The following is an 18,722-nucleotide window of genomic DNA, read 5'->3' as shown; positions in this document are numbered from 1 at the left end:
TAATTATGAAAAAATATTTATTAAATATAAAATACGTAGTTCTAGGTGCATTTGTATCTATAACGGCATGTGTTAGTGATGATTTAGCAGATGTAGGTGACTTGCCAGATTTTACCGGGCCAACACCGTTCTATAGTGTTACAGACGTAACCTCTTCAGAGTTTGATTGTAATGATGTAGAAATATCAGCCAATTATGATTTTAAATTTCAAGCTGGCTCTAATCTAGCTGTAAATGGTACCATGTACCAATGGTCTGTTACACCTTCAGATGGTATCGCTTTAATCAATAAAGATTTACCTGTATTACAGCAGTCTATTGAAGCTCAGTTAGCTGTAGTTGTTGCTCTGGAAGATGAAATTGCTAAGTTGGAATTTAGAATTCCATGTGAAACAGATCAAGCTAAAATAGATGCTTTTGAGGCGCAAATAGAAGCCTTAAAAACACAATTAGAGGCAGCAAAAGCAGCACTTTCAGACGAGACTCTGGAAGCGGTTGCAGATTTAGAAAGTCAAATTGCTAATTTGCCACCAGCCACGTTACAGGATCAAGAATTAATTTTTTCTTTCCCAAATCCTGGTGATTATACTGTTGCTTTAACAGTAACCGATAATTTAGGAAAATCTGATACTACAGAAAAAATAATAACGGTAAATCAGGCTGTGCCTATGATTCCTGTACCTGAGATTGCTGAAGCTAGTTTTGAAGATAATAGCTTGTTTGATGGTACTGGAGATGGTAGAGATTCATGGCGAGTACCTAGCAATTCTGCGTGGAGTCCAAAAGGAGGAGGTACCACTGTAATACAAATTAATACAGATTCTAATCCGGTAGACCCACCAAATCTACCTGATGGCAGACAAGCAGCGAAATTTCCTGCTGATGGATCTAGGGTAGCATATCAAGAGATAGAAGTTACTCCAGGAGCAACTTATGTACTAACGTATTTCAGTGCATTTGAAGAGAGTCCTTCTGGTGATTTAACAGTGTCTGTGTTAAGTCCTAATACGTCAAATTATGCCGAATCACTATTGGCGGCGAATATCATCGCCTCAAGAACGGATGACAACGTAGGACGTGTTGATAATGTTTTTAAAAAACATGCTATTACATTCGATGCTGGAGAGAACGAGTCTGTGATTATTTTCGTTACAAACTCAGGAGTTGAGAGTAGATTGGATGCATTCGATATCACAGTAAAACAATAAAAAGAGATATAAAATCTAAGATTATGATTTATAAAATAATTAAAAAATTGAATAGAAGTTTTTTTGCTCTACTATTTGTGTTTTTGGGACTCATATCATGCTATGATAGTGGTTATGAAGAATTTGTACCCCCAAGCGGAAACATAAATGATATACAACCAAATACGTTGTTTACAACCAGTACTGATGCCAACGATAATCTATCTATAATATTTAGAAGTTATTCAACCGACGCGGTTTCATATCTTTGGGATTTTGGGGATGGCAATACATCTACTGAAGCTAACCCTAACCACAAATATTCAACCGGTGGTTTATATGAGGTAATACTTACTACTGTAAGTTCAGATGGTTTAGAAGCGACGGCAACATCAAACGTAGCACCTATTTTAGTTGATTTCAATTTTAGCATAGTAGATTCTGAAGTAACCTTTGAAAATCTTACAAACGGAGCGAGTAATTTAGTTTGGGATTTTGGTGACGGCGATACGATTGAGTGGAACTCTGAAGACGGTACGGATGATCCTGATTTTAGCCCTGTACACAGCTATAAAACAGCAGAAACTTTTGTAGTGAAGTTAACAGCAACTAATTTCTTAGGAGCAGAGGTTACCATAAGCAAAAATATTGAAGGATTAGTATTATCTACAGTTCCAGATTTTACGTTTACAACCTCCTCTTTAACAGCAGAGTTTACGGATGCTTCAATTCTAGCCGTTTCACATAGCTGGGATTTTGGAGATGGTAATACCTCAACAGAGCTTAATCCAACCCACACTTACGCAGCTCCTGGAACCTATGATGTTACATTAACAACCACTAATGCAGCTGGTGTATCTAGGAGCATTACTAAACCAGTTCCAGTAGGAGGTGTGGAAGCAACATTTAAAGTTATTGTGCAAAATAGTCAGTGTAATGATCATACTTCAAATACAGGTGATAATGCCGATGCTTGGGATATGACCCCTAATAGCACTGTTATAGACGATGTACTTGGGGAAATAGATAGTCCTTATAGAGCGCTTTGGAATAATTCTGATTTAAATGCTTATATAGATGCAACATTTTGTACGAATGAGCAACCGGGTTCTACCAGTGATGGCAATAAATTTGGCCCAAATGCAGGAGGTGGACGCGGTGTAAAGCTAAGTAATAGTTGTCGGAGATTATATCAGTTAGTAGCTGTAGAACCTGGTGTGGAATATACATTTACAATCGATACACGATCTGAAGCAGCAGGAATTGATACAGAGGTATTTATTTTAAATAATGAAATTACTACTGAAGAGGCTATAAATTCAGAACCTGCACGATCTAATAATACTGACGCTTATTATCTAATAGATAATGATTTTAATAGTTCTAAATCTTCAAGCAGCAATGATACGTTTACAACAACCACATTTACGTTTGAAGCATCAGCAAACATTGCTGTAATTTATGTTAGGGCTTTAAATGCTGTTGATAGTAGTAACGAAGTGTTTATCGATAATATAGACATTATTACTCCAGGATTTTAATTTTATATAGCTATTGAAGATTAATTAAATTAAAAAATGAAGGACTTCCGAAAAGAAATATTGGCTATTATAATAATAGTACTTCTATCTGTTAGCGCTACTTCTCAAGAAAAGAAAAGTAGGGCTACAGAGTCGGATGTTAAAACAGAAAAAACACAAAAAAAGAAGAAAAAAAATAAGAAGAAAGTACGGTTGCCTGATATAGATTTAAGCCATTGGAAAGTAACGTTGCCAGTACTTAATGAAAAAGGTAAGCCGTATGAGATAGAGCCACCAGAAATTAATGATTTTGCCAATATTGAAGTAGCAAAGCCATATATGTATATAGACTCTACTCATGGTGCAATCGTATTTCATGCAATGCCAACAGCATCAAAAACTAAGAATACAAAGTATACGCGTTCTGAGTTAAGAGAACAAATGGTAACTGGTGAGAATAATGTAAACTGGACGTTTCCTCAAGGAGGATATATGAAAGGCAAAATAGCAATGGAGGCGTCATCAAAGGGTTCGGATGGTAAATACCATCGTACTATTATTATGCAAATACATGGGCGTTTAACAAACGAACAGCGTGATTTAATAGGAGCGGATGATAATAATGCACCACCTATTTTGAAGATATATTGGGATAATGGGAAAATAAGAGTAAAAACTAAAGTGCTTAAAAATCTAAGTGCCACCGATGAAGAAATTTTACATGAAGAAGCATGGGATGACGATGAAGGTTTTAATTTTGAACAGAAAGTGGGGTTCAAAAAGTTTATACTAGAGGTAAAAGTGTCAGAAGGTAAAATGGTTGTTATTCTTAATAAGAATGAATATAAGGTTTATGAGAATATCCATATGAGACGATGGGGTGTTTTCGAAAATTACTTTAAAGCAGGCAATTACTTTCAATCAAGGGATGAAGGCGCCTATTCAAAAGTTAGATTTTACGAATTAGAGGTATCTCATTAAGGAGTCATCCGTTGTAATGAATAAATTTAATATAACAGTTTAAAACCGAATTAATTGATGTTTAATCCTTTTTGTTTAATTTTATCGGTATAGTTTGTTATATCAATTTTAAGAAAGTCATTAAATGAAATTAGAATCATTAACCATAGGCGATAATCAAAACGTACAAAATGCTATCATCGCTAAGATAAAAGAGCTCATAAATTATAAAAATTTAGAGCCGGGAGATAAGTTGCCTTCAGAGCGTATGCTATCTGAAAAGTTTGGAGTAAGTAGAAGTAATGTCAGGGAAGCTATTCAAAAACTTGAATTCTATGGATTGCTCAAGTCTATCCCACAAAGTGGGACGTTTGTAGCAAATATTGGTGTAGTAGCCATGAATGGAATGATTGATGATATTTTAAGGTTAGAGTCACCAGATTTTAAATCTTTAGTGGAAACCAGGATATTATTAGAGCTTAAAACAGTAAAGTTGGCTTCTTTAAGACGATCTGAAGAGGATTTAAAGCATATAAAAGAAACGCTTGACGCGTATGTAGAAAAAGTCCTTTCTGGAGAAGATGCTGTTCAGGAAGATTTATTGTTTCATTTAGCCATAGCTAAAGCAAGTGGGAATGCAACTATGACTATGTTTATGCTTACTATAACACCACAAATCATTATTGATTTTGGGAAGTATCATGTTTGCGATAAAAATCAGGCCGTAATTGGAATAGACGAACACAAAGCAATTTATAACGCTATTAAAGAACAAAAGCCTGATTTAGCAAGGCAAAAAATGAAGGATCATTTCAGTGTTTTGTACCAATATTGCTATAACATTAAGTCGGCATAAAAAGGTCTGAAAAATAAAATTGCACGCTTTTATTTTTCAGTTAAAATAAATTAGGAGGGAAGAAATTCTTCATTAAAAAGATATTTCTTCATAGAAGTTTACAAAAAGAATTAAACAACTTACAGTCCTTTTTTACATAACCATTATTGGTTGTGGTTAGAATGTATTGTTTAAAATTAAGAAATATGAAAATAAAAGGTTTACGTTGGACAATCATTGGATTGATTTTTTTAGCAACAGTTATTAATTATATCGATAGGAGCGCTCTTGGTATCATGTGGGGCGGTATTGATAAAGAAGGCACTATAGCGCATTCACTTCAATTAACTAAGGATGATTATGCATTAATCTTGAACATCTTTATGGTTTTCTATGCTCTAGGACAACTGTTTTCGGGTAAACTTTTTGATAAAGTAGGCACTAGAATAGGTTATGTTATAAGTATTGGCGTTTGGGGTATATCTTCATTCTTACACTCTACTGTAAGTGGCTTATTTTCGCTAGGATTCTTTAGAAGTACTTTAGGTATTTCAGAAGCTGGAAACTGGCCAGGAGCCGTAAAAAGTAATGCAGAATGGTTTCCAATTAAGGAACGCGCCATTGCACAAGGATTATTTAATGCGGGAGCTTCTATAGGTTCCGTAGTTGCACCACCGCTTATAGCTGCTTTGTTTGTGGCATTCGGATGGAGAATCACCTTTATGGTAATCGGTTCTTTTGGTATTCTATGGGTAATTCCCTGGTTATTAATCAATAAAGCAGGGCCAAAAAAACACCCATGGATAACCCAAGAAGAACAAAAATTCATTTTAGAAGGTCAAAGTAAAGCAGACCAAGATGCTACAGAAGAAACTAAAGGTAAAGGTTTAAAGGAAATTCTTTCGTTTAAAGAATCTTGGGCAGTAGTTATAGGCCGTTTCTTTTTAGAGCCAATTTGGTGGTTATTTGTTGGTTGGATGCCTATTTACCTGTTTGATGTTTATGGATTTAATGTGAAAGAAGTAGGTATGTTTTTATGGGTGCCGTACGTTGGTGCAGCCATAGGAAGTATTGCAGGGGGATATGTTTCAGGTAAGATAATTGCTAAAACAAATTCAATAGATAAAGGAAGAAAAACAACAATTTTTATTGGTGGCGTTATAATGCTATTGGGTTTAATAGCTACAGTATTAATGGGTAATACAGCTGAAAAATTTGTTGCAATCGTATTTGTGGTGCTTTTTGGATTTCAATTTGCGATTAGTAATGTACAAACCCTTCCGAGTGACTTCTTTAGCGGAAAATCTGTAGGTTCATTAGCAGGGCTTGGAGGTATGATTGGTGTTTTCTCGGTAATCGTAATGAACTTTTTAGTCCCTATTATTGTAAAAAACTTTTCATATACACCAATTTTCGTAGCAATCGCCATATTTGTTCCGCTTGGTGTGGGTGCAATTTATTTTTTTGCAAGAAATATTAAATCAGTAGAGTAACTTCAATAAAATAAGAATAAAATAAATTTAAAGAATATGAGTAATTCAAATGGAAAAATAGCAGTAATAACTGGTGCAACAGGTGGTATAGGTTTTCAAGTAGCAAAAAGATTGGGTAAAGATGGCTACACCGTAATTTTAAATGGTATTGAAGATGAAGCAGGTAATGAGAGGGTTAAAGAACTTGAAGCCGAAGGAATAACGGCTGATTACTATGGTTTTGATGTTACAAAAGAAGACCAAGTAACAGATAACATTACCAAAATTGGAGAAAAATACGGAAAAATAGATGTTCTTGTTAATAACGCTGGAGGTCTAGGCGGTCGTTCTAGATTTGAAGACATGACAACAGAGTTTTACAGATTTGTTATGGCACTAAACTTGGATTCAACATTTTTTGCATCAAGAGCAGCAATACCATTTTTAAAGAAAAGTGATAATGCCTCAATAATAAACTATACCTCTATAGCGGGCTGGAACGCTGGTGGTCCAGGAGCAGGTATTTATGGCACATCTAAAGCAGCAGTTCATGCTATAACGAGAGCTTTGGCAAAAGATTTGGCAGAATATGGTATTAGGGTTAATGCGGTTTCTCCTGGCACTATTGATACGCCATTCCATGCACAAATTAAATCAACAAAGCCAGAGGTTTTTGCATCATGGAAAAATAACATTCTCTTAGGTAGGCTAGGGCAACCAGAAGAAGTGGCTTCTGTTATTTCATTTTTGGTAAGTAAGGATGCTGCATTTTTGACAGCTGAGACTATACAAGTAGGAGGTGGACAAGGATTAGGAATATAAACATTAATTAGTATACTGTTTTTCCCTATAAAGAGGATTATTTAGAATATAATTTTTGTAGTATATAGTTCTTGATTTATTATAAATCAAGAACTATATACATTTAAACTGTGCTAAAATGATGCAGAAAACAAAAAAAATTGTCACATTTGGAGAAGTGATGATGCGGTTGTCACCTCCCGGTCATGCAAAGTTTTCCCAGGTTACATCTTTGGATATTGATTATGGGGGAGGTGAGGCAAATGTGGCCATTGCTTTGGCGTACATGGGCATGAAGGCTTGCCATGTCACTCGGCTTCCAGATAATCTTATCGGTAGATCTGCAACACAATATTTACGACACCACTGGATAGATACAGATTACATTTTGTATGGAGATTCTAGAATGGGGCTTTACTTTTTGGAAAAAGGCGCAGTACATCGTTCAAGTGAAGTAGTTTATGAAAGAGAGGATTCAGCTTTTTCAAAAATACATCCAGAAATGATCAAATGGGAAGAGGTCTTGCAAGGGGCGGATTGGTTTCATTGGACGGGTATTACACCAGCAGTTTCTATAGGTGCGGCTAAATCTTGCCTAAAGGCAATCCAAGTTGCTAACGACCTTGGTATTATGGTTTCTGGAGATATTCACTCTCGAAAGAGTTTGTGGAAGTATGGTTTATCAAAACAAGAGATAATTCCTGAATTAGTAGCTGGGTCTAATATCGTTATCGCTAGTACATATGATATGTACGATATTTTTAATATTGGTCAACCCGATGCAGATTTCGCTACAAGTGCAAAAGCTTTACAAAAGAAATTTCCATTAGTCCAAAAAATAATTGATAAGGATAGAGAGGTAATTAGTGCTTCTCACAATCGTATAAAAGGTAAGATGTGGAACGGTAAAGAATTTTTAACTACACCATTTTACGATGTTACTCATATCGTAGATCGGGTGGGTACTGGAGACGCCTACGCAGCTGGATTAATATTTGGATTGGCAAATCAAAAAGATGACAAGGAAGCCTTAAATTTTGCAGCAGCTACGTGCGCGCTAAAACATACCGTTGAGGGCGATGCCAATATGGTATCACAAGAAGATGTTGAAGTGTTGGTTCGCGGTAGCGGATTAGGAGAAATCAAAAGATAAAATAATGCCTGTTGCGCACGTTTACCTAGCAAGGCCAAATGAATTCACATTCAGGTAAGAACACAGATTATTTATTCATAAAGATATGGTATTAGAAATATTGTACTACTAGTAATATACGTATTGGAAAGTTTAGAAATTATATTTACAGTGATTTACTACCATTCAGCAAAAGTTCCGTCATCATTTCTCCAAATAGGATTAGCCCAATTATGACCAATTTTTTGACCTTCTTTTAGAATTTCCTCATCTATTTCAACACCTAGACCAGGTTGGGTAAATAAGTCCATGAAACCATCTTTAACATCGAATATTTCAGGATTTTTTACATAATCCAATAAATCAAATCCCTTATTATAATGAATTCCGAGACTGCTTTCTTGAATTGTAGCATTGGCACAGGAAAAATCTATATGCAGTGCAGAAGCAAGTGAAATGGGGCCTAAAGGACAATGTGGCGCAAGGGCAACGTCATATGCTTCAGCCATGGTTGCAATGCGTTTCACTTCAGAGATGCCACCAGCGTGACTTAAATCTGGTTGAATAATATCTACAACACCTTGTTGTAAAACATCTTTAAAGTCCCACCTAGATAACATGCGTTCTCCGGTTGCAATGGGTATACTAGTGTAAGAATAAATGTGCTTTAGAGCATCATTATTTTCACTTAAAACAGGTTCTTCAATAAACATGGGATCGTAAGGCGCAAGTTCATCAATAAGCCTTTTAACCATAGGTTTATGCACTCTTCCATGAAAATCTAAGCCAACGTCTAACTCATAACCAAATTCTTCTCTAAGCAGCCTCATATTATCTGCTACCATTTTTATATCTTTAATAGAAGATACCCATCGCATTGGGCCAGTAGCATTCATTTTTACGGCACGATAGCCCTGATTCATTTTTTCTCTTGCTTGTTCCAATACCACTTTAGGGTCGTCTCCACCAATCCAACAATACATTTTCATTCTTTGTCGAACCGCACCACCTAAGAGTTCAAAAACAGGAACACCTAAATGTTTACCTTTTATATCCCATAAAGCCTGATCAATTCCGGAAATGGCACTCATTAAAATTGTTCCGCCTCTATAAAATCCTCCTCGATATAATACCTGCCAAATGTCTTCAATATTATTTGCGGTTCTTCCAATTAAATACTGTTCAAGTTCTTTAACGCATGCTGCAACGGAGTCGGCTTTACCTTCAACAACAGGTTCTCCCCAACCGAATAGTCCACCTTTAGTTGTTATTTTTACAAATAACCACCTAGGTGGAACTTTAAACAGTTCTACTTTGGTAATTTCTAATTCTTCCATTGCGATTCTTTTATAATTTTGACAAATTTTTGTATAGTGTTTCCTCTATAGCTATCCGCTGAGGTGTTTTTGTCTTGCTTCGTTAGTGCAGCTCCTAATCCAACACCGGATATTCCGGCTGCAATCCACTCTTCAATATTAGATAGGTTGATACCGCCTACAACAAAAAAAGTGATTGTGTCTAACGGAGCTTTTACAGATTTGAAATAACTAATACCCAAGTCTCCTGCTGGAAATAATTTGATTATATCGGCACCGTATCCTGCTGCTAGACAGATTTCAGTTGGTGTAAGGGCACCCATGGCTACGGGGATATTGTTATGATGTGCAAGCGCTAACACCTCAGTATTGGTGTTTGGGGTCACAAGAAATTGAGCACCGGCTTTTATAGCAGCATTAGCAATTTGCACATTCGTAACGGTACCAGCTCCAATAATAATGTCAAAATTGGCATATCGTTTTTTTGCTTTGGCTATTTCTTCTAAATACCGTGGTGTATTTGATGTTATTTCTATAACCTTAATACCACCTTCTACTAAATCCTGAATAAGTTCTGGTATTTGTAATTGTTCTTTTGTTCTAACAATTGCAATAACCCGCTCTTTCTTAATAATTGCTGCTATGTCTTCTCTTTTCATCTTAATACGTGTCCGCTAATATGACCTTTCATGATAGAAATAATTTCTTTTTCACTACTTGTGTGTTGATCGCCTTGAATGGTATGTTTTAATGCAAATGCTGCAGTAGCAAAATCTATCACTTTTTTATCATTCCATTTTTGTATAATACCATGTAAAAAAGCAGCAGCAAAGGCATCACCTGTACCAAAGCGGTCTGTAATTGCAACCTCAATAATTTTAGAACTATAATACCTAGAATTGGATAGAAAAAATCCTGATACTTTGTTTACACTTGCAGAACTATGCTCTCTAATTGTAAATGCTATATGCTTAATTCCAAATTTAGCAGATGCCATATGGGCCGTTTCTTTGGTTATATCCAAGCGACTGGAACTTGTGGGATTCATATTGTATACATCCTTTAAAACATCTGCATTTCCAAATAATAAATCTGTATTTACCAAAATCTTATCAAATATTTTACGAGCATCTGCAGGGTCTTTCCATAATGATCTTCGGTAATTCATATCAAAGGCTACCTTAACTCCCAATTTTCTAGCGATTTCAGACACTTTTATAGTTTCCTCAGCACATTGTTTTGAAAGCACAGGTGTTATTCCCGATAGAAATATCCATTTTTTATCTTTTAGGATGTTTTCCCATTTAAATTCATCGTTTTCAATTTCACTAAAGGAAGAATTCTTACGATCATAGATAACACTTGAAGGTCGAATTGAAGCACCTAATTCAATAATATAGGTGCCAATTCTATGTCCGCCACGTAGAATGTTATTTGTATCAATTCCATAAGCTCTTAAAGAACGAATTGCCGCATCTCCTAACTGGTTTTCAGGTAGTTTAGTAACAAAGCTCACCTTATTTCCTAATACCCCTAAAGAACTGGCAACGTTAGATTCCGAACCTGCATAATCAACGTTAAAAGAACTGGAAGAATTTATTTTTTTGCTATAGTTACTAGGAGTTAATCTCATCATGATTTCTCCAAAAGTTATGAAACTCATTTTTTCCGTAAAGATTTAGTATAGTTATTTTGTGTTTCAAGTATGTGGTTTCGCATAGCTTCACTAGCTTTAGCACTATTACCCTCAATAATGCCCTGAAGAATATTATCATGATGATTTAGCATCAGTTTTTTTTCCTTCATAAGATGGCCTTCTAAAGGCTTTACATAAACAGCAGTCTTAAATTTTGGTATCAAATTAAAGATTGGAGTTAATAGCAACTCCAATACGTCATTATTAACTATAGAAAGAATTATTTTATGAAAATCGTTATCTAATTCGGCCTCTTTTTTCTTATCCTTTAAAGCACATTTTTTCATTTGAATCATGTTATCCTTTAAAAGCTCTAAGTGTCTATTATTTCTGTGAATAGCTGCTTGAGATGCTAGAGTAGGTTCTAAAATAAGTCTTGTGTTAATGGTTTGAAGGATGATATTTTTATCAGTAGATAGCTCAAAAAACAAGTTGAGGTTTTTTGAAGCATTTTTTAAACTTATTTCTGCTACGTATACACCACTACCTCTTTTAACATCCACAATACCGCGGGCACTCATTTTTTTTACCGCCTCACGAACGGACGTTCTACTTACATTGAATACTTCACAAAGTTCGTTTTCTGACGGTATTTTATTTCCAGGAAGATATTTTCCGTTTCGTATAGCTTCGGTTAATTCATACTCCACCTGCTGGGTAAGTGATTTGTTTTGGCCTAAGGCTGTAAACATAGTTTGTTTAATTTATTAGACATCATACATCATACAAATGTAATAAATATTATCCGATATCCTAATTAAACATAGGTGTATAAAGGGATGCATTCTATCAAATTATTACGCAAGTCATATACAAATTCACTTTTTCCTGAGAGTTTGGGCCCATTTATATGCGGAAGATAAATCACTTTTTCAATTTAACTTCTACTTCCATCCCCAAAAATTATTAGTTTTTGTAGCGTAAGTAGTAATTACATCACCTTGTCTTCTTTCAAACTATTTATTATTAAGCTTTTGATTTAAACTTTTAAATACATGAATAACTAAGGCACTATTGTAATAAAGATATTTCTAGAAACATTACTAAGTCTCAAAGCGTCATTCAATAAAGGCCTTAATTGAATAATTTTAAAACTAAATGTAATAGCCGTTTTCAACGATAAAGTTAAATTTTCAAAAGGCATTAATCATTGCGCAACTGGATAAGGGATTACATAAAGAGATAGCAGAAAAATACCAACGAATGGTATACAGGAGGATTACTTGTTAATTTTAATTTTTTTAAAGACCTCTCTCAATAATGTTAATTTATTTATAAATAGTTTCTAGAAAAGCGTAATTGTTTTAGAAATAAAAAAAAGCCAAGGAATTTATTCCTTGACTTTTCTTTGTATAACTTGTAGCGAGATCGAGATTTGAACTCGAGACCTCCGGGTTATGAATCCGACGCTCTAACCAACTGAGCTACCTCGCCATTTTGAGGTTGCAAATATAAAAACAAAATTCATGTAGACAAGCATAAGTTATGCAAAATATTATGAAAAATAATTGCAAATCTCATGAATTAATGTATATATTGAGCAACATAAAATTTTATAAACTTTCATGGACGATAAAACTAAATTTGAAATAGAATTCCCTATACATGCATCACCTCAATTATTGTTTCAGTACATATCAACGCCTTCAGGTTTATCAGAATGGTTTTCAGATAATGTAAATTCTAGAGGAGAACTGTTTACCTTTATTTGGGACGATAGTGAAGAGAAAGCAAAGTTATTAAGTAAAAAAAGTGGCGAGCGTGTGAAGTTTAGATGGTTGGCAGATGAGGAAGATGGCGCGTCTTGCTATTTTGAAATTAGAATTCAAGTAGATGAAATTACCAAGGATGTATCTTTAATGGTGACCGATTTTGCAGAAGAAGATGAGGTAGACGAAGCAAAAATGCTATGGGAAAATCAAATATCTGATTTAAAACAAGTATTGGGTTCAGCATAAAAACACTAATTTAATCTTATATTTGTCCGCACTTAAACACTTAAAAGTAGCGGGCTTTTTTTATGGTAAATTTTAACGGAACACTTGTAGAAGATAGCAACCAAATTTCAATACACAATAGGGGTTACAGCTATGGTGATGCACTTTTTGAAACCATAAAGGTAGCTAATGGTAAGGTGTTGTTTTGGGAAGACCATTATTTTAGGTTAATGGCTTCGATGCGGATTATGCGAATGGAAATCCCGATGCATTTTACTATGGAGTTTTTAGAGAGCCAAATACAGGATACTTTGGAAGCTAATCATCTTGAAGATAACAATGCACGGGTAAAACTTATTGTGCACCGAAACGAAGGTGGTTTGTATTTGCCAAAACATAATACAATTAGTTACAGTATAAACGTAAAACCTTTAGATAGTGATGTTTATATTTTAAATACTAACACATATCAGGTAGATTTATTTAAGGACTATTTTGTAGCTCCCTCGTTGTTATCTACTTTAAAAACAAATAATAAAGCAATCAACGTTGTTGGAAGTATTTTTGCTAACGAGAATGCATTGGATAACTGTTTGCTGCTAAATACTAACAAAAATGTAGTTGAGGCCTTAAATGGCAATTTGTTTTTAGTTAAGGATAATATTATAAAAACACCGCCATTAACTGATGGATGTTTAAAAGGTGTAATGAGAACTCAGGTTTTAAATATTATAAAAAAACTGGAAGATTTTGAATTGTTGGAGATGTCGATTTCTCCATTTGAACTTCAAAAAGCCGATGAAATTTTTATTACAAATGTAATCACTGGAATTCAGCCTATTTCAAAATATAGAAAAAAGGAGTTTAAGAATGAGGTTGCCAAAATTCTATTTACCAAGTTGAATACTATGGTAAGACTATCCTAGTTGTAATTTGGGTTTTCAGGAGCGTTTGACCATATACTATATTCGCCACCAAGTTCCAGCATTTTTTCTTTCCAAAAAGAGGCATAATCTTTTTCGATAATGTTTTTTTCGTAGATGTTTTCAGAAACTAACCAAGAATTTGCTTTCAGCTCATCTTCTAGTTGATTAGAATCCCAACCAGAATACCCTAAAAAGAAACGAATATCATTTTCATTAATGATGTCGTTAGTAATTAATTCTGCAACTCTCTTAAAATCGCCTCCCCAGTATATACCTAATGAAATTTCAATGCTATTTGGTATAAGATCTGGTACTTTATGAATAAAGTAAAGATTGTCTTGTTCTACCGGCCCACCGTTATACACTTTAAAAGCAGCCTTAACTTCAGGAATTAGGTCTTTTATAGTGTATTCTAAGGGTTTGTTTAGGATAAATCCAATAGAACCATCTTTGGTGTGGTCTGCTAACAACACAATGGAGCGGTTAAAAGAAACATCTCCAATTATGGCTGGTTCTGCAATTAACAAATCACCTTTTTTCGGGGTAGTGCTCGTCATGTTTCAATAAATTTTATAACTAAAACTAAGGTAATTTTATTAAAAAAGCAACTTTTAACATATACATAAAAAAAATGCTTTCCATTTCGGAAAGCATTTTTCTATGTTTTTCTGAAACTATTAATTAGTTTACAGCACTTGATAAATCTGATCCAGCTTTAAACTTAACAACGTTTTTAGCTTTAATTTTGATAGTCTCACCAGTTTGTGGGTTTCTTCCTTCTCTAGCAGATCTTTTAGAAACTGACCAAGAACCAAAACCAACTAAAGAAACTCTGTTTCCTTTTTGTAAAGCACCTTCTATTTCAATAAGTGCGCACTCTAAAGCTTTTTTAGCGGCTGCTTTAGTGATTCCTGCGTGTTCTGCCATTGCATCGATTAAATCTGTTTTGTTCATAATGTAAATTTTAATAATTAATAAATTGGTTAAACTTTTTTGTTAAATCCTTTACAAATTTATACGGATTATGCTTTCGTGCAAGTAATAGCAAGGGAAATACGAGGTTTTGTTGATAACTTATGGCATTTGTTAATAAAGGAACCGCATTTTATCGAAGTTTTAATGAAATGAGTAATACTAAGGGTTTAGCGCATTTTTGCATCCCTTTCAAATTTATAACCATTAAGCAGGGATTTGCTGTCCATAAGTTTCTTTCCAGGAAGTTTAATTTTTGTGATTTTTATGTAACCCTCTTTGACGGAAACTTTAATGCTTTTTTTTGAGGAAATTACTTGTCCAACAGGGGTGCTGTGGTTTTCAATTTCTTTTTCAGACTCATAAATTTTTATATCTAGAGTATCATCACCATTAATCAATTCGCACCAAGCCGCGGGATATGGGCTTAATCCCCTAATTTTATTGTAAATATCGTGTATGCTATCGTTCCAATAAATTTTGCAGTTTTCTTTATTAAGCTTGTAAGCCGTTTTAATGTTACTATTTTCGTTTTGCTGTGTAGTTGCTACCGCTCCCTTTTTTATAGCCGTTACAGTCTTTAAAACTAATGAGCTGCCCAGATTCATTAATTTGTCGTGCAGACTTCCTGCGTTTTCATGAGGTTCGATTTCTATTTCCTCTTGAAATATCATTGCTCCAGTATCAATTTTTTCATCAATAAAAAATGTAGAAACACCAGTTTTGGTTTCACCATTAATAATAGCCCAGTTAATGGGTGCTGCGCCTCTATAATTTGGTAGAAGCGATGCATGTAAATTAAATGTGCCGTATTCTGGCATTTGCCAAACTACTTTTGGAAGCATCCTAAAGGCAACTACAATTTGTAAGTTAGCATTTAGGGCTCTTAACGCGTCAATAAAGTCATTACCTTTAAGATTAGTTGGTTGTAATATGTTCAGGCCAACTTCTGTTGCGTATTTCTTAACGGCGCTTTCATTAAGTTTTCTGCCTCGGCCAGCAGGTCTATCAGGTGCTGTAATTACACCAACAATATTATAGTCGGTTTCTACAAGCGCTTTTAAAGTTGCAACTGCAAAATCTGGAGTGCCCATAAATACAATTCTTAAATCTCTCATATATGACTTAGTTTATAGGTATTTGTTTTTGTAATAGTAATAATTTGATGTTCCAAAAGCTGTTTTAAAATACGTTTTGTCTCAGTATCATGGCAAGATAATGCTTTGCTAATCTCTCTTGAGGATTTATCACCACTTTCTAGAAGTTTTATAACCTCATTCTTTAAATTTTCTTTGTTTTTTTTCGAAGAAGATAGGGCTTGGGTATTAAGGCAAACCGAGCAAATACCGCAAGGTTGTGTGTTAGATTCGCCAAAATAATTTAAGAGCTGCATGCTTTTACAAACATTATCGTTATTTATATAATTAATTACAGCATTAATCTGTGTTTCCTTAAGTGCATTCTGTTGCTTTATTATAGGGGCAATTCTGTTTATAGTTTTATCATCCTCCCTAGGCTCAATAAATGTGATTTGCGCATCGGTTTTAGAGTGGTTAAGTGAGAGGATGTTATCAACTTCTAGTCGCTTCAACTGCTGAATTAATTCGTGTTCTGTTATTGATGCCTTATCTGCAACTTTAGCTGTATTGATATCTACCTCATGATCAAAAATACCACCGTAAGATCTAAGAATCGATTTAACCGTGACGTCGTATTCAGGGTATTTATCCAAGTAATTAAATATTGAAGTGTTAGTTGATATAAATTTAACTAAAACCTTGTTTTTAAATTTTTTAGACATTGAAATTATACTATTCCGATCTAGGATTAATAGAGCGTTGTAGCATAGTACGGTATTAAAACTGTAGGTTTTGCAAAAATGCCCAAAATCAAAATCAAAAGTCAAATAAGCGCCTTCGCCATATGAGATTTGAAAGTAGTTGCATAGTTTTCTGTAAATCTGTTTAATGAGATCTACGGAGGGCAATATCTTTAAAAACTGATTTTTAACCAGAACTTCATCATTCTTGTTTTTTAAAACAACAGCAAAAGCTTTATCGCCATTTCTGCCTGCTCGTCCTGCTTCCTGAAAATAACTCTCAATACTTTCAGGGAGGTTTAAGTGAATAACTGTTTTTACATCTGGTTTATCAATGCCCATACCAAAAGCATTTGTGGCTACCATAACCTGTTTTTGGTTGTTCATCCAACTGTTCATGTTGGTGCTCTTTTCTGTATTGTTCAAGCCACCGTGATAGTAGGTGGATGTAATGTTTTTTGAAGTTAAAAGTGTGCTTATATCCAAAGTTGCTTTTCTGTTTCTTACATAAACAATAGAGGGGCCACTATATTTTTTTAATATAGATTCAAGACGGTAATATTTATCTTCTTCATGCATGACCATATACCCTAAGTTATCCCTAAAAAAAGACTGTTTAAATATTTTAGGTTTGATAAAATCTAGTTGGGTAATAATGTCTTCAACAATTTTTGGTTTTGCAGTAGCAGTTAAAGCTATAATATTGGTAGAGGGCTTTAAATGCCTCATTTTTATAATATTGCCATATGAAGGTCTGAAGTCATTTCCCCATTGCGAGATACAATGCGCTTCATCAACAGCAATCAAGTTCACTTTCATTTGCCTAATACGATCTTGCACTAATTCTTGTTGTAAACGTTCGGGAGAGAGGTATAAAAATTTGTAGTTGCCATAAATACAATTATCTAAAAGTGTGTCCAAATCAGTTTTAGAAATACTACTAGTTATGGCTAGAGCTTTAATCCCTTTTTGGTTTAAATTATTAACCTGATCGTTCATCAATGCAATTAAGGGCGAAATCACAATGCAAATACCATCTTTAACTAATGCAGGTATTTGAAAACAAATAGATTTTCCACCACCTGTTGGCATTAAGGCAAATACATCTTCACCATCTAATACTGCATTGATTATCGCCTCTTGATTTCCTCTAAAGGAAGTGAAATTCCAATAGCGCTCTAGAATATTTATGGGATGAGTATTCACTATAAACTCAGGGTGTTTAAAATAAAATCTGTACGCTCTTCCACGTCACCAAATGGCACATCTACAGGTTTGTAGTTATAATTTTGATAGGTTTCAAGAAGATAGTCATGTATTTTTTCGGCTTGAGAAAAGTTCTCGTAACGTTCATTGTCACTTTTATATATGGCTTTCCATGGCTTTAGGATAAAAATATCGTCATACACCAATGTTTTTGAAGCAGAGACAAAATCATTCGGGTAACTATCTCCTATGTAGTCCATGTAAGCCAAAACATCAGGAATTCCACGGTCGAAAAAAACAAGATCACTATTTAAGTTTTCCGATGTTTTAAATTGGTTGATACGCCCCTTTAACAACAATTCGCTAAACACTAATGGATTGGTTAAAAAAAGTTGGTCTATACCTTCTCGTTGAGCCTCGAGTGTTACTTGTCTCGAAATTTCTTCCAAACAGTTGTAGTTTCTTTTTAAAAGCTCATTAATAATGGTAGACTTTCCTGTTCCCGGGCCACCCGTAATAACAATTTTTCTCGGAGTCAATACAAATTAATTTTGAATGTAAAAATCGGAATTTAATTGCTGTAAAAAAAATGGAAATGAAAGCTTATATTTGCAATTCAAAAAAAGCATATGAGTAACACTCCAAATCAAGACGAATTTTATAAAAAACTTAGAGGGCAACTATTAGACACGGCATTGTGGCCTTCTGAATATTTGTATAAATTCATTATAAAAACCAATGTGTCTCAAATACAGAAAGTTGAAGCGCTTTTTAATAATATGGGAGCAGTAATTAACACGACGGAATCTAAAAACGGAAAATATACCAGCATTTCTATAAATGTAAGAATGAAGAATCCTGATAGGGTAATTGCTAAGTATAAAGAGGTCGCAGAAAAAATAGATGACGTTATTAGTCTTTAGTTTTTTTTCGTATTTTGCGC

General features: G+C 34.4%; 19 protein-coding genes and 1 tRNA gene. 10 read left to right on the top strand and 10 right to left on the bottom strand.

Going from position 1 to position 18,722, the window contains the following annotated elements; all coding sequences use genetic code 11:
• Positions 1-5: 5 nt before the first annotated feature.
• The 7 genes from BMY39_RS13895 to BMY39_RS13865 all read left to right on the top strand — a co-directional run bounded on the left by BMY39_RS13895 (position 6) and on the right by BMY39_RS13865 (position 7,928).
• Complete coding sequence (locus tag BMY39_RS13895; protein ID WP_092580708.1) at positions 6-1,208, top strand: hypothetical protein; 1,203 nt, start codon at positions 6-8, stop codon at positions 1,206-1,208.
• Positions 1,209-1,231: 23 nt separating this feature from the next.
• On the top strand, positions 1,232-2,728 hold the full coding sequence (locus BMY39_RS13890) for a PKD domain-containing protein (protein WP_092580706.1): 1,497 nt from the start codon (positions 1,232-1,234) through the stop codon (positions 2,726-2,728).
• A 36-nt stretch (positions 2,729-2,764) separates the two neighbouring features.
• The gene (locus BMY39_RS13885) at positions 2,765-3,688 is read left to right on the top strand and encodes a polysaccharide lyase family 7 protein (protein ID WP_092580704.1); all 924 of its coding nucleotides are present in this window, start codon (positions 2,765-2,767) and stop codon (positions 3,686-3,688) included.
• A gap of 124 nt (positions 3,689-3,812) precedes the next feature.
• Positions 3,813-4,523, top strand: a complete 711-nt coding sequence (locus tag BMY39_RS13880; RefSeq protein ID WP_092580702.1) for a FadR/GntR family transcriptional regulator — start codon at positions 3,813-3,815, stop codon at positions 4,521-4,523.
• 185 nt (positions 4,524-4,708) lie between these two features.
• Positions 4,709-5,995, top strand: coding sequence for an MFS transporter (locus tag BMY39_RS13875; protein ID WP_092580759.1), 1,287 nt, complete (start codon positions 4,709-4,711; stop codon positions 5,993-5,995).
• A 36-nt stretch (positions 5,996-6,031) separates the two neighbouring features.
• Positions 6,032-6,796 (top strand): SDR family NAD(P)-dependent oxidoreductase, encoded by a 765-nt coding sequence (locus BMY39_RS13870; protein WP_092580700.1) that lies wholly within the window; start codon positions 6,032-6,034, stop codon positions 6,794-6,796.
• A gap of 118 nt (positions 6,797-6,914) precedes the next feature.
• The gene (locus BMY39_RS13865; RefSeq protein ID WP_245738301.1) at positions 6,915-7,928 is read left to right on the top strand and encodes a sugar kinase; all 1,014 of its coding nucleotides are present in this window, start codon (positions 6,915-6,917) and stop codon (positions 7,926-7,928) included.
• Between the two features lie 158 nt (positions 7,929-8,086).
• Here BMY39_RS13865 and dgoD read toward each other — a convergent pair whose 3' ends face one another.
• From dgoD to BMY39_RS13840, 5 genes are all read right to left on the bottom strand, one after another.
• Positions 8,087-9,244, bottom strand: a complete 1,158-nt coding sequence (gene dgoD / locus BMY39_RS13860; RefSeq protein WP_092580698.1) for a galactonate dehydratase — start codon at positions 9,242-9,244, stop codon at positions 8,087-8,089.
• Entirely contained in the window at positions 9,232-9,882 is a 651-nt protein-coding gene (locus BMY39_RS13855; RefSeq protein ID WP_092580696.1) for a bifunctional 4-hydroxy-2-oxoglutarate aldolase/2-dehydro-3-deoxy-phosphogluconate aldolase, read from the bottom strand. Before BMY39_RS13855 ends, dgoD begins: the two co-directional genes overlap by 13 nt.
• Positions 9,879-10,886: a sugar kinase gene (locus BMY39_RS13850; RefSeq protein WP_092580694.1), complete on the bottom strand. Its 1,008-nt coding sequence runs from the start codon at positions 10,884-10,886 to the stop codon at positions 9,879-9,881. The genes BMY39_RS13855 and BMY39_RS13850 overlap by 4 nt, the downstream gene beginning before the upstream one ends.
• Positions 10,883-11,611: a FadR/GntR family transcriptional regulator gene (locus BMY39_RS13845; RefSeq protein ID WP_092580692.1), complete on the bottom strand. Its 729-nt coding sequence runs from the start codon at positions 11,609-11,611 to the stop codon at positions 10,883-10,885. The genes BMY39_RS13850 and BMY39_RS13845 overlap by 4 nt, the downstream gene beginning before the upstream one ends.
• Before the next feature lie 668 nt (positions 11,612-12,279).
• Positions 12,280-12,353 (bottom strand) — tRNA-Met (locus BMY39_RS13840).
• Between the two features lie 131 nt (positions 12,354-12,484).
• Between BMY39_RS13840 and BMY39_RS13835 the strand changes: the two genes are divergently transcribed.
• Both BMY39_RS13835 and BMY39_RS13830 read left to right on the top strand, forming a co-directional pair.
• A complete protein-coding gene (locus tag BMY39_RS13835) occupies positions 12,485-12,877 on the top strand; it encodes an START-like domain-containing protein (RefSeq protein WP_092580690.1) in 393 nt (130 codons plus the stop codon).
• Between the two features lie 62 nt (positions 12,878-12,939).
• On the top strand, positions 12,940-13,782 hold the full coding sequence (locus BMY39_RS13830; RefSeq protein ID WP_092580688.1) for an aminotransferase class IV: 843 nt from the start codon (positions 12,940-12,942) through the stop codon (positions 13,780-13,782).
• Here BMY39_RS13830 and BMY39_RS13825 read toward each other — a convergent pair.
• From BMY39_RS13825 to BMY39_RS13805, 5 genes are all read right to left on the bottom strand, one after another.
• Positions 13,779-14,339 carry a YqgE/AlgH family protein gene (locus BMY39_RS13825; protein WP_092580686.1) on the bottom strand — a complete coding sequence of 187 codons (561 nt, stop codon included), beginning with the start codon at positions 14,337-14,339 and terminating at the stop codon, positions 13,779-13,781. The two genes, BMY39_RS13830 and BMY39_RS13825, sit on opposite strands and share 4 nt — an antisense overlap.
• A 124-nt stretch (positions 14,340-14,463) precedes the next feature.
• Positions 14,464-14,736, bottom strand: coding sequence for an HU family DNA-binding protein (locus tag BMY39_RS13820; protein WP_092580684.1), 273 nt, complete (start codon positions 14,734-14,736; stop codon positions 14,464-14,466).
• A gap of 188 nt (positions 14,737-14,924) precedes the next feature.
• Entirely contained in the window at positions 14,925-15,872 is a 948-nt protein-coding gene (fmt, locus tag BMY39_RS13815; RefSeq protein WP_092580682.1) for a methionyl-tRNA formyltransferase, read from the bottom strand.
• On the bottom strand, positions 15,869-17,779 hold the full coding sequence (locus BMY39_RS13810; protein ID WP_092580680.1) for a RecQ family ATP-dependent DNA helicase: 1,911 nt from the start codon (positions 17,777-17,779) through the stop codon (positions 15,869-15,871). Before BMY39_RS13810 ends, fmt begins: the two co-directional genes overlap by 4 nt.
• Positions 17,779-18,318 carry an AAA family ATPase gene (locus BMY39_RS13805; RefSeq protein WP_092580678.1) on the bottom strand — a complete coding sequence of 180 codons (540 nt, stop codon included), beginning with the start codon at positions 18,316-18,318 and terminating at the stop codon, positions 17,779-17,781. The genes BMY39_RS13810 and BMY39_RS13805 overlap by 1 nt, the downstream gene beginning before the upstream one ends.
• 90 nt (positions 18,319-18,408) lie before the next feature.
• Here BMY39_RS13805 and BMY39_RS13800 point away from each other — a divergent pair, with 90 nt between their 5' ends.
• Entirely contained in the window at positions 18,409-18,702 is a 294-nt protein-coding gene (locus tag BMY39_RS13800) for a DUF493 family protein (protein ID WP_092580676.1), read from the top strand.
• The last annotated feature ends 20 nt before the right edge of the window (positions 18,703-18,722 follow it).

The organism is Hyunsoonleella jejuensis, from assembly GCF_900111025.1.
Lineage (GTDB): Bacteria > Bacteroidota > Bacteroidia > Flavobacteriales > Flavobacteriaceae > Jejuia > Jejuia jejuensis.
Note: the sequence above shows the minus strand (reverse complement) of the source record. Positions and strands in the feature narration are given on the sequence as shown.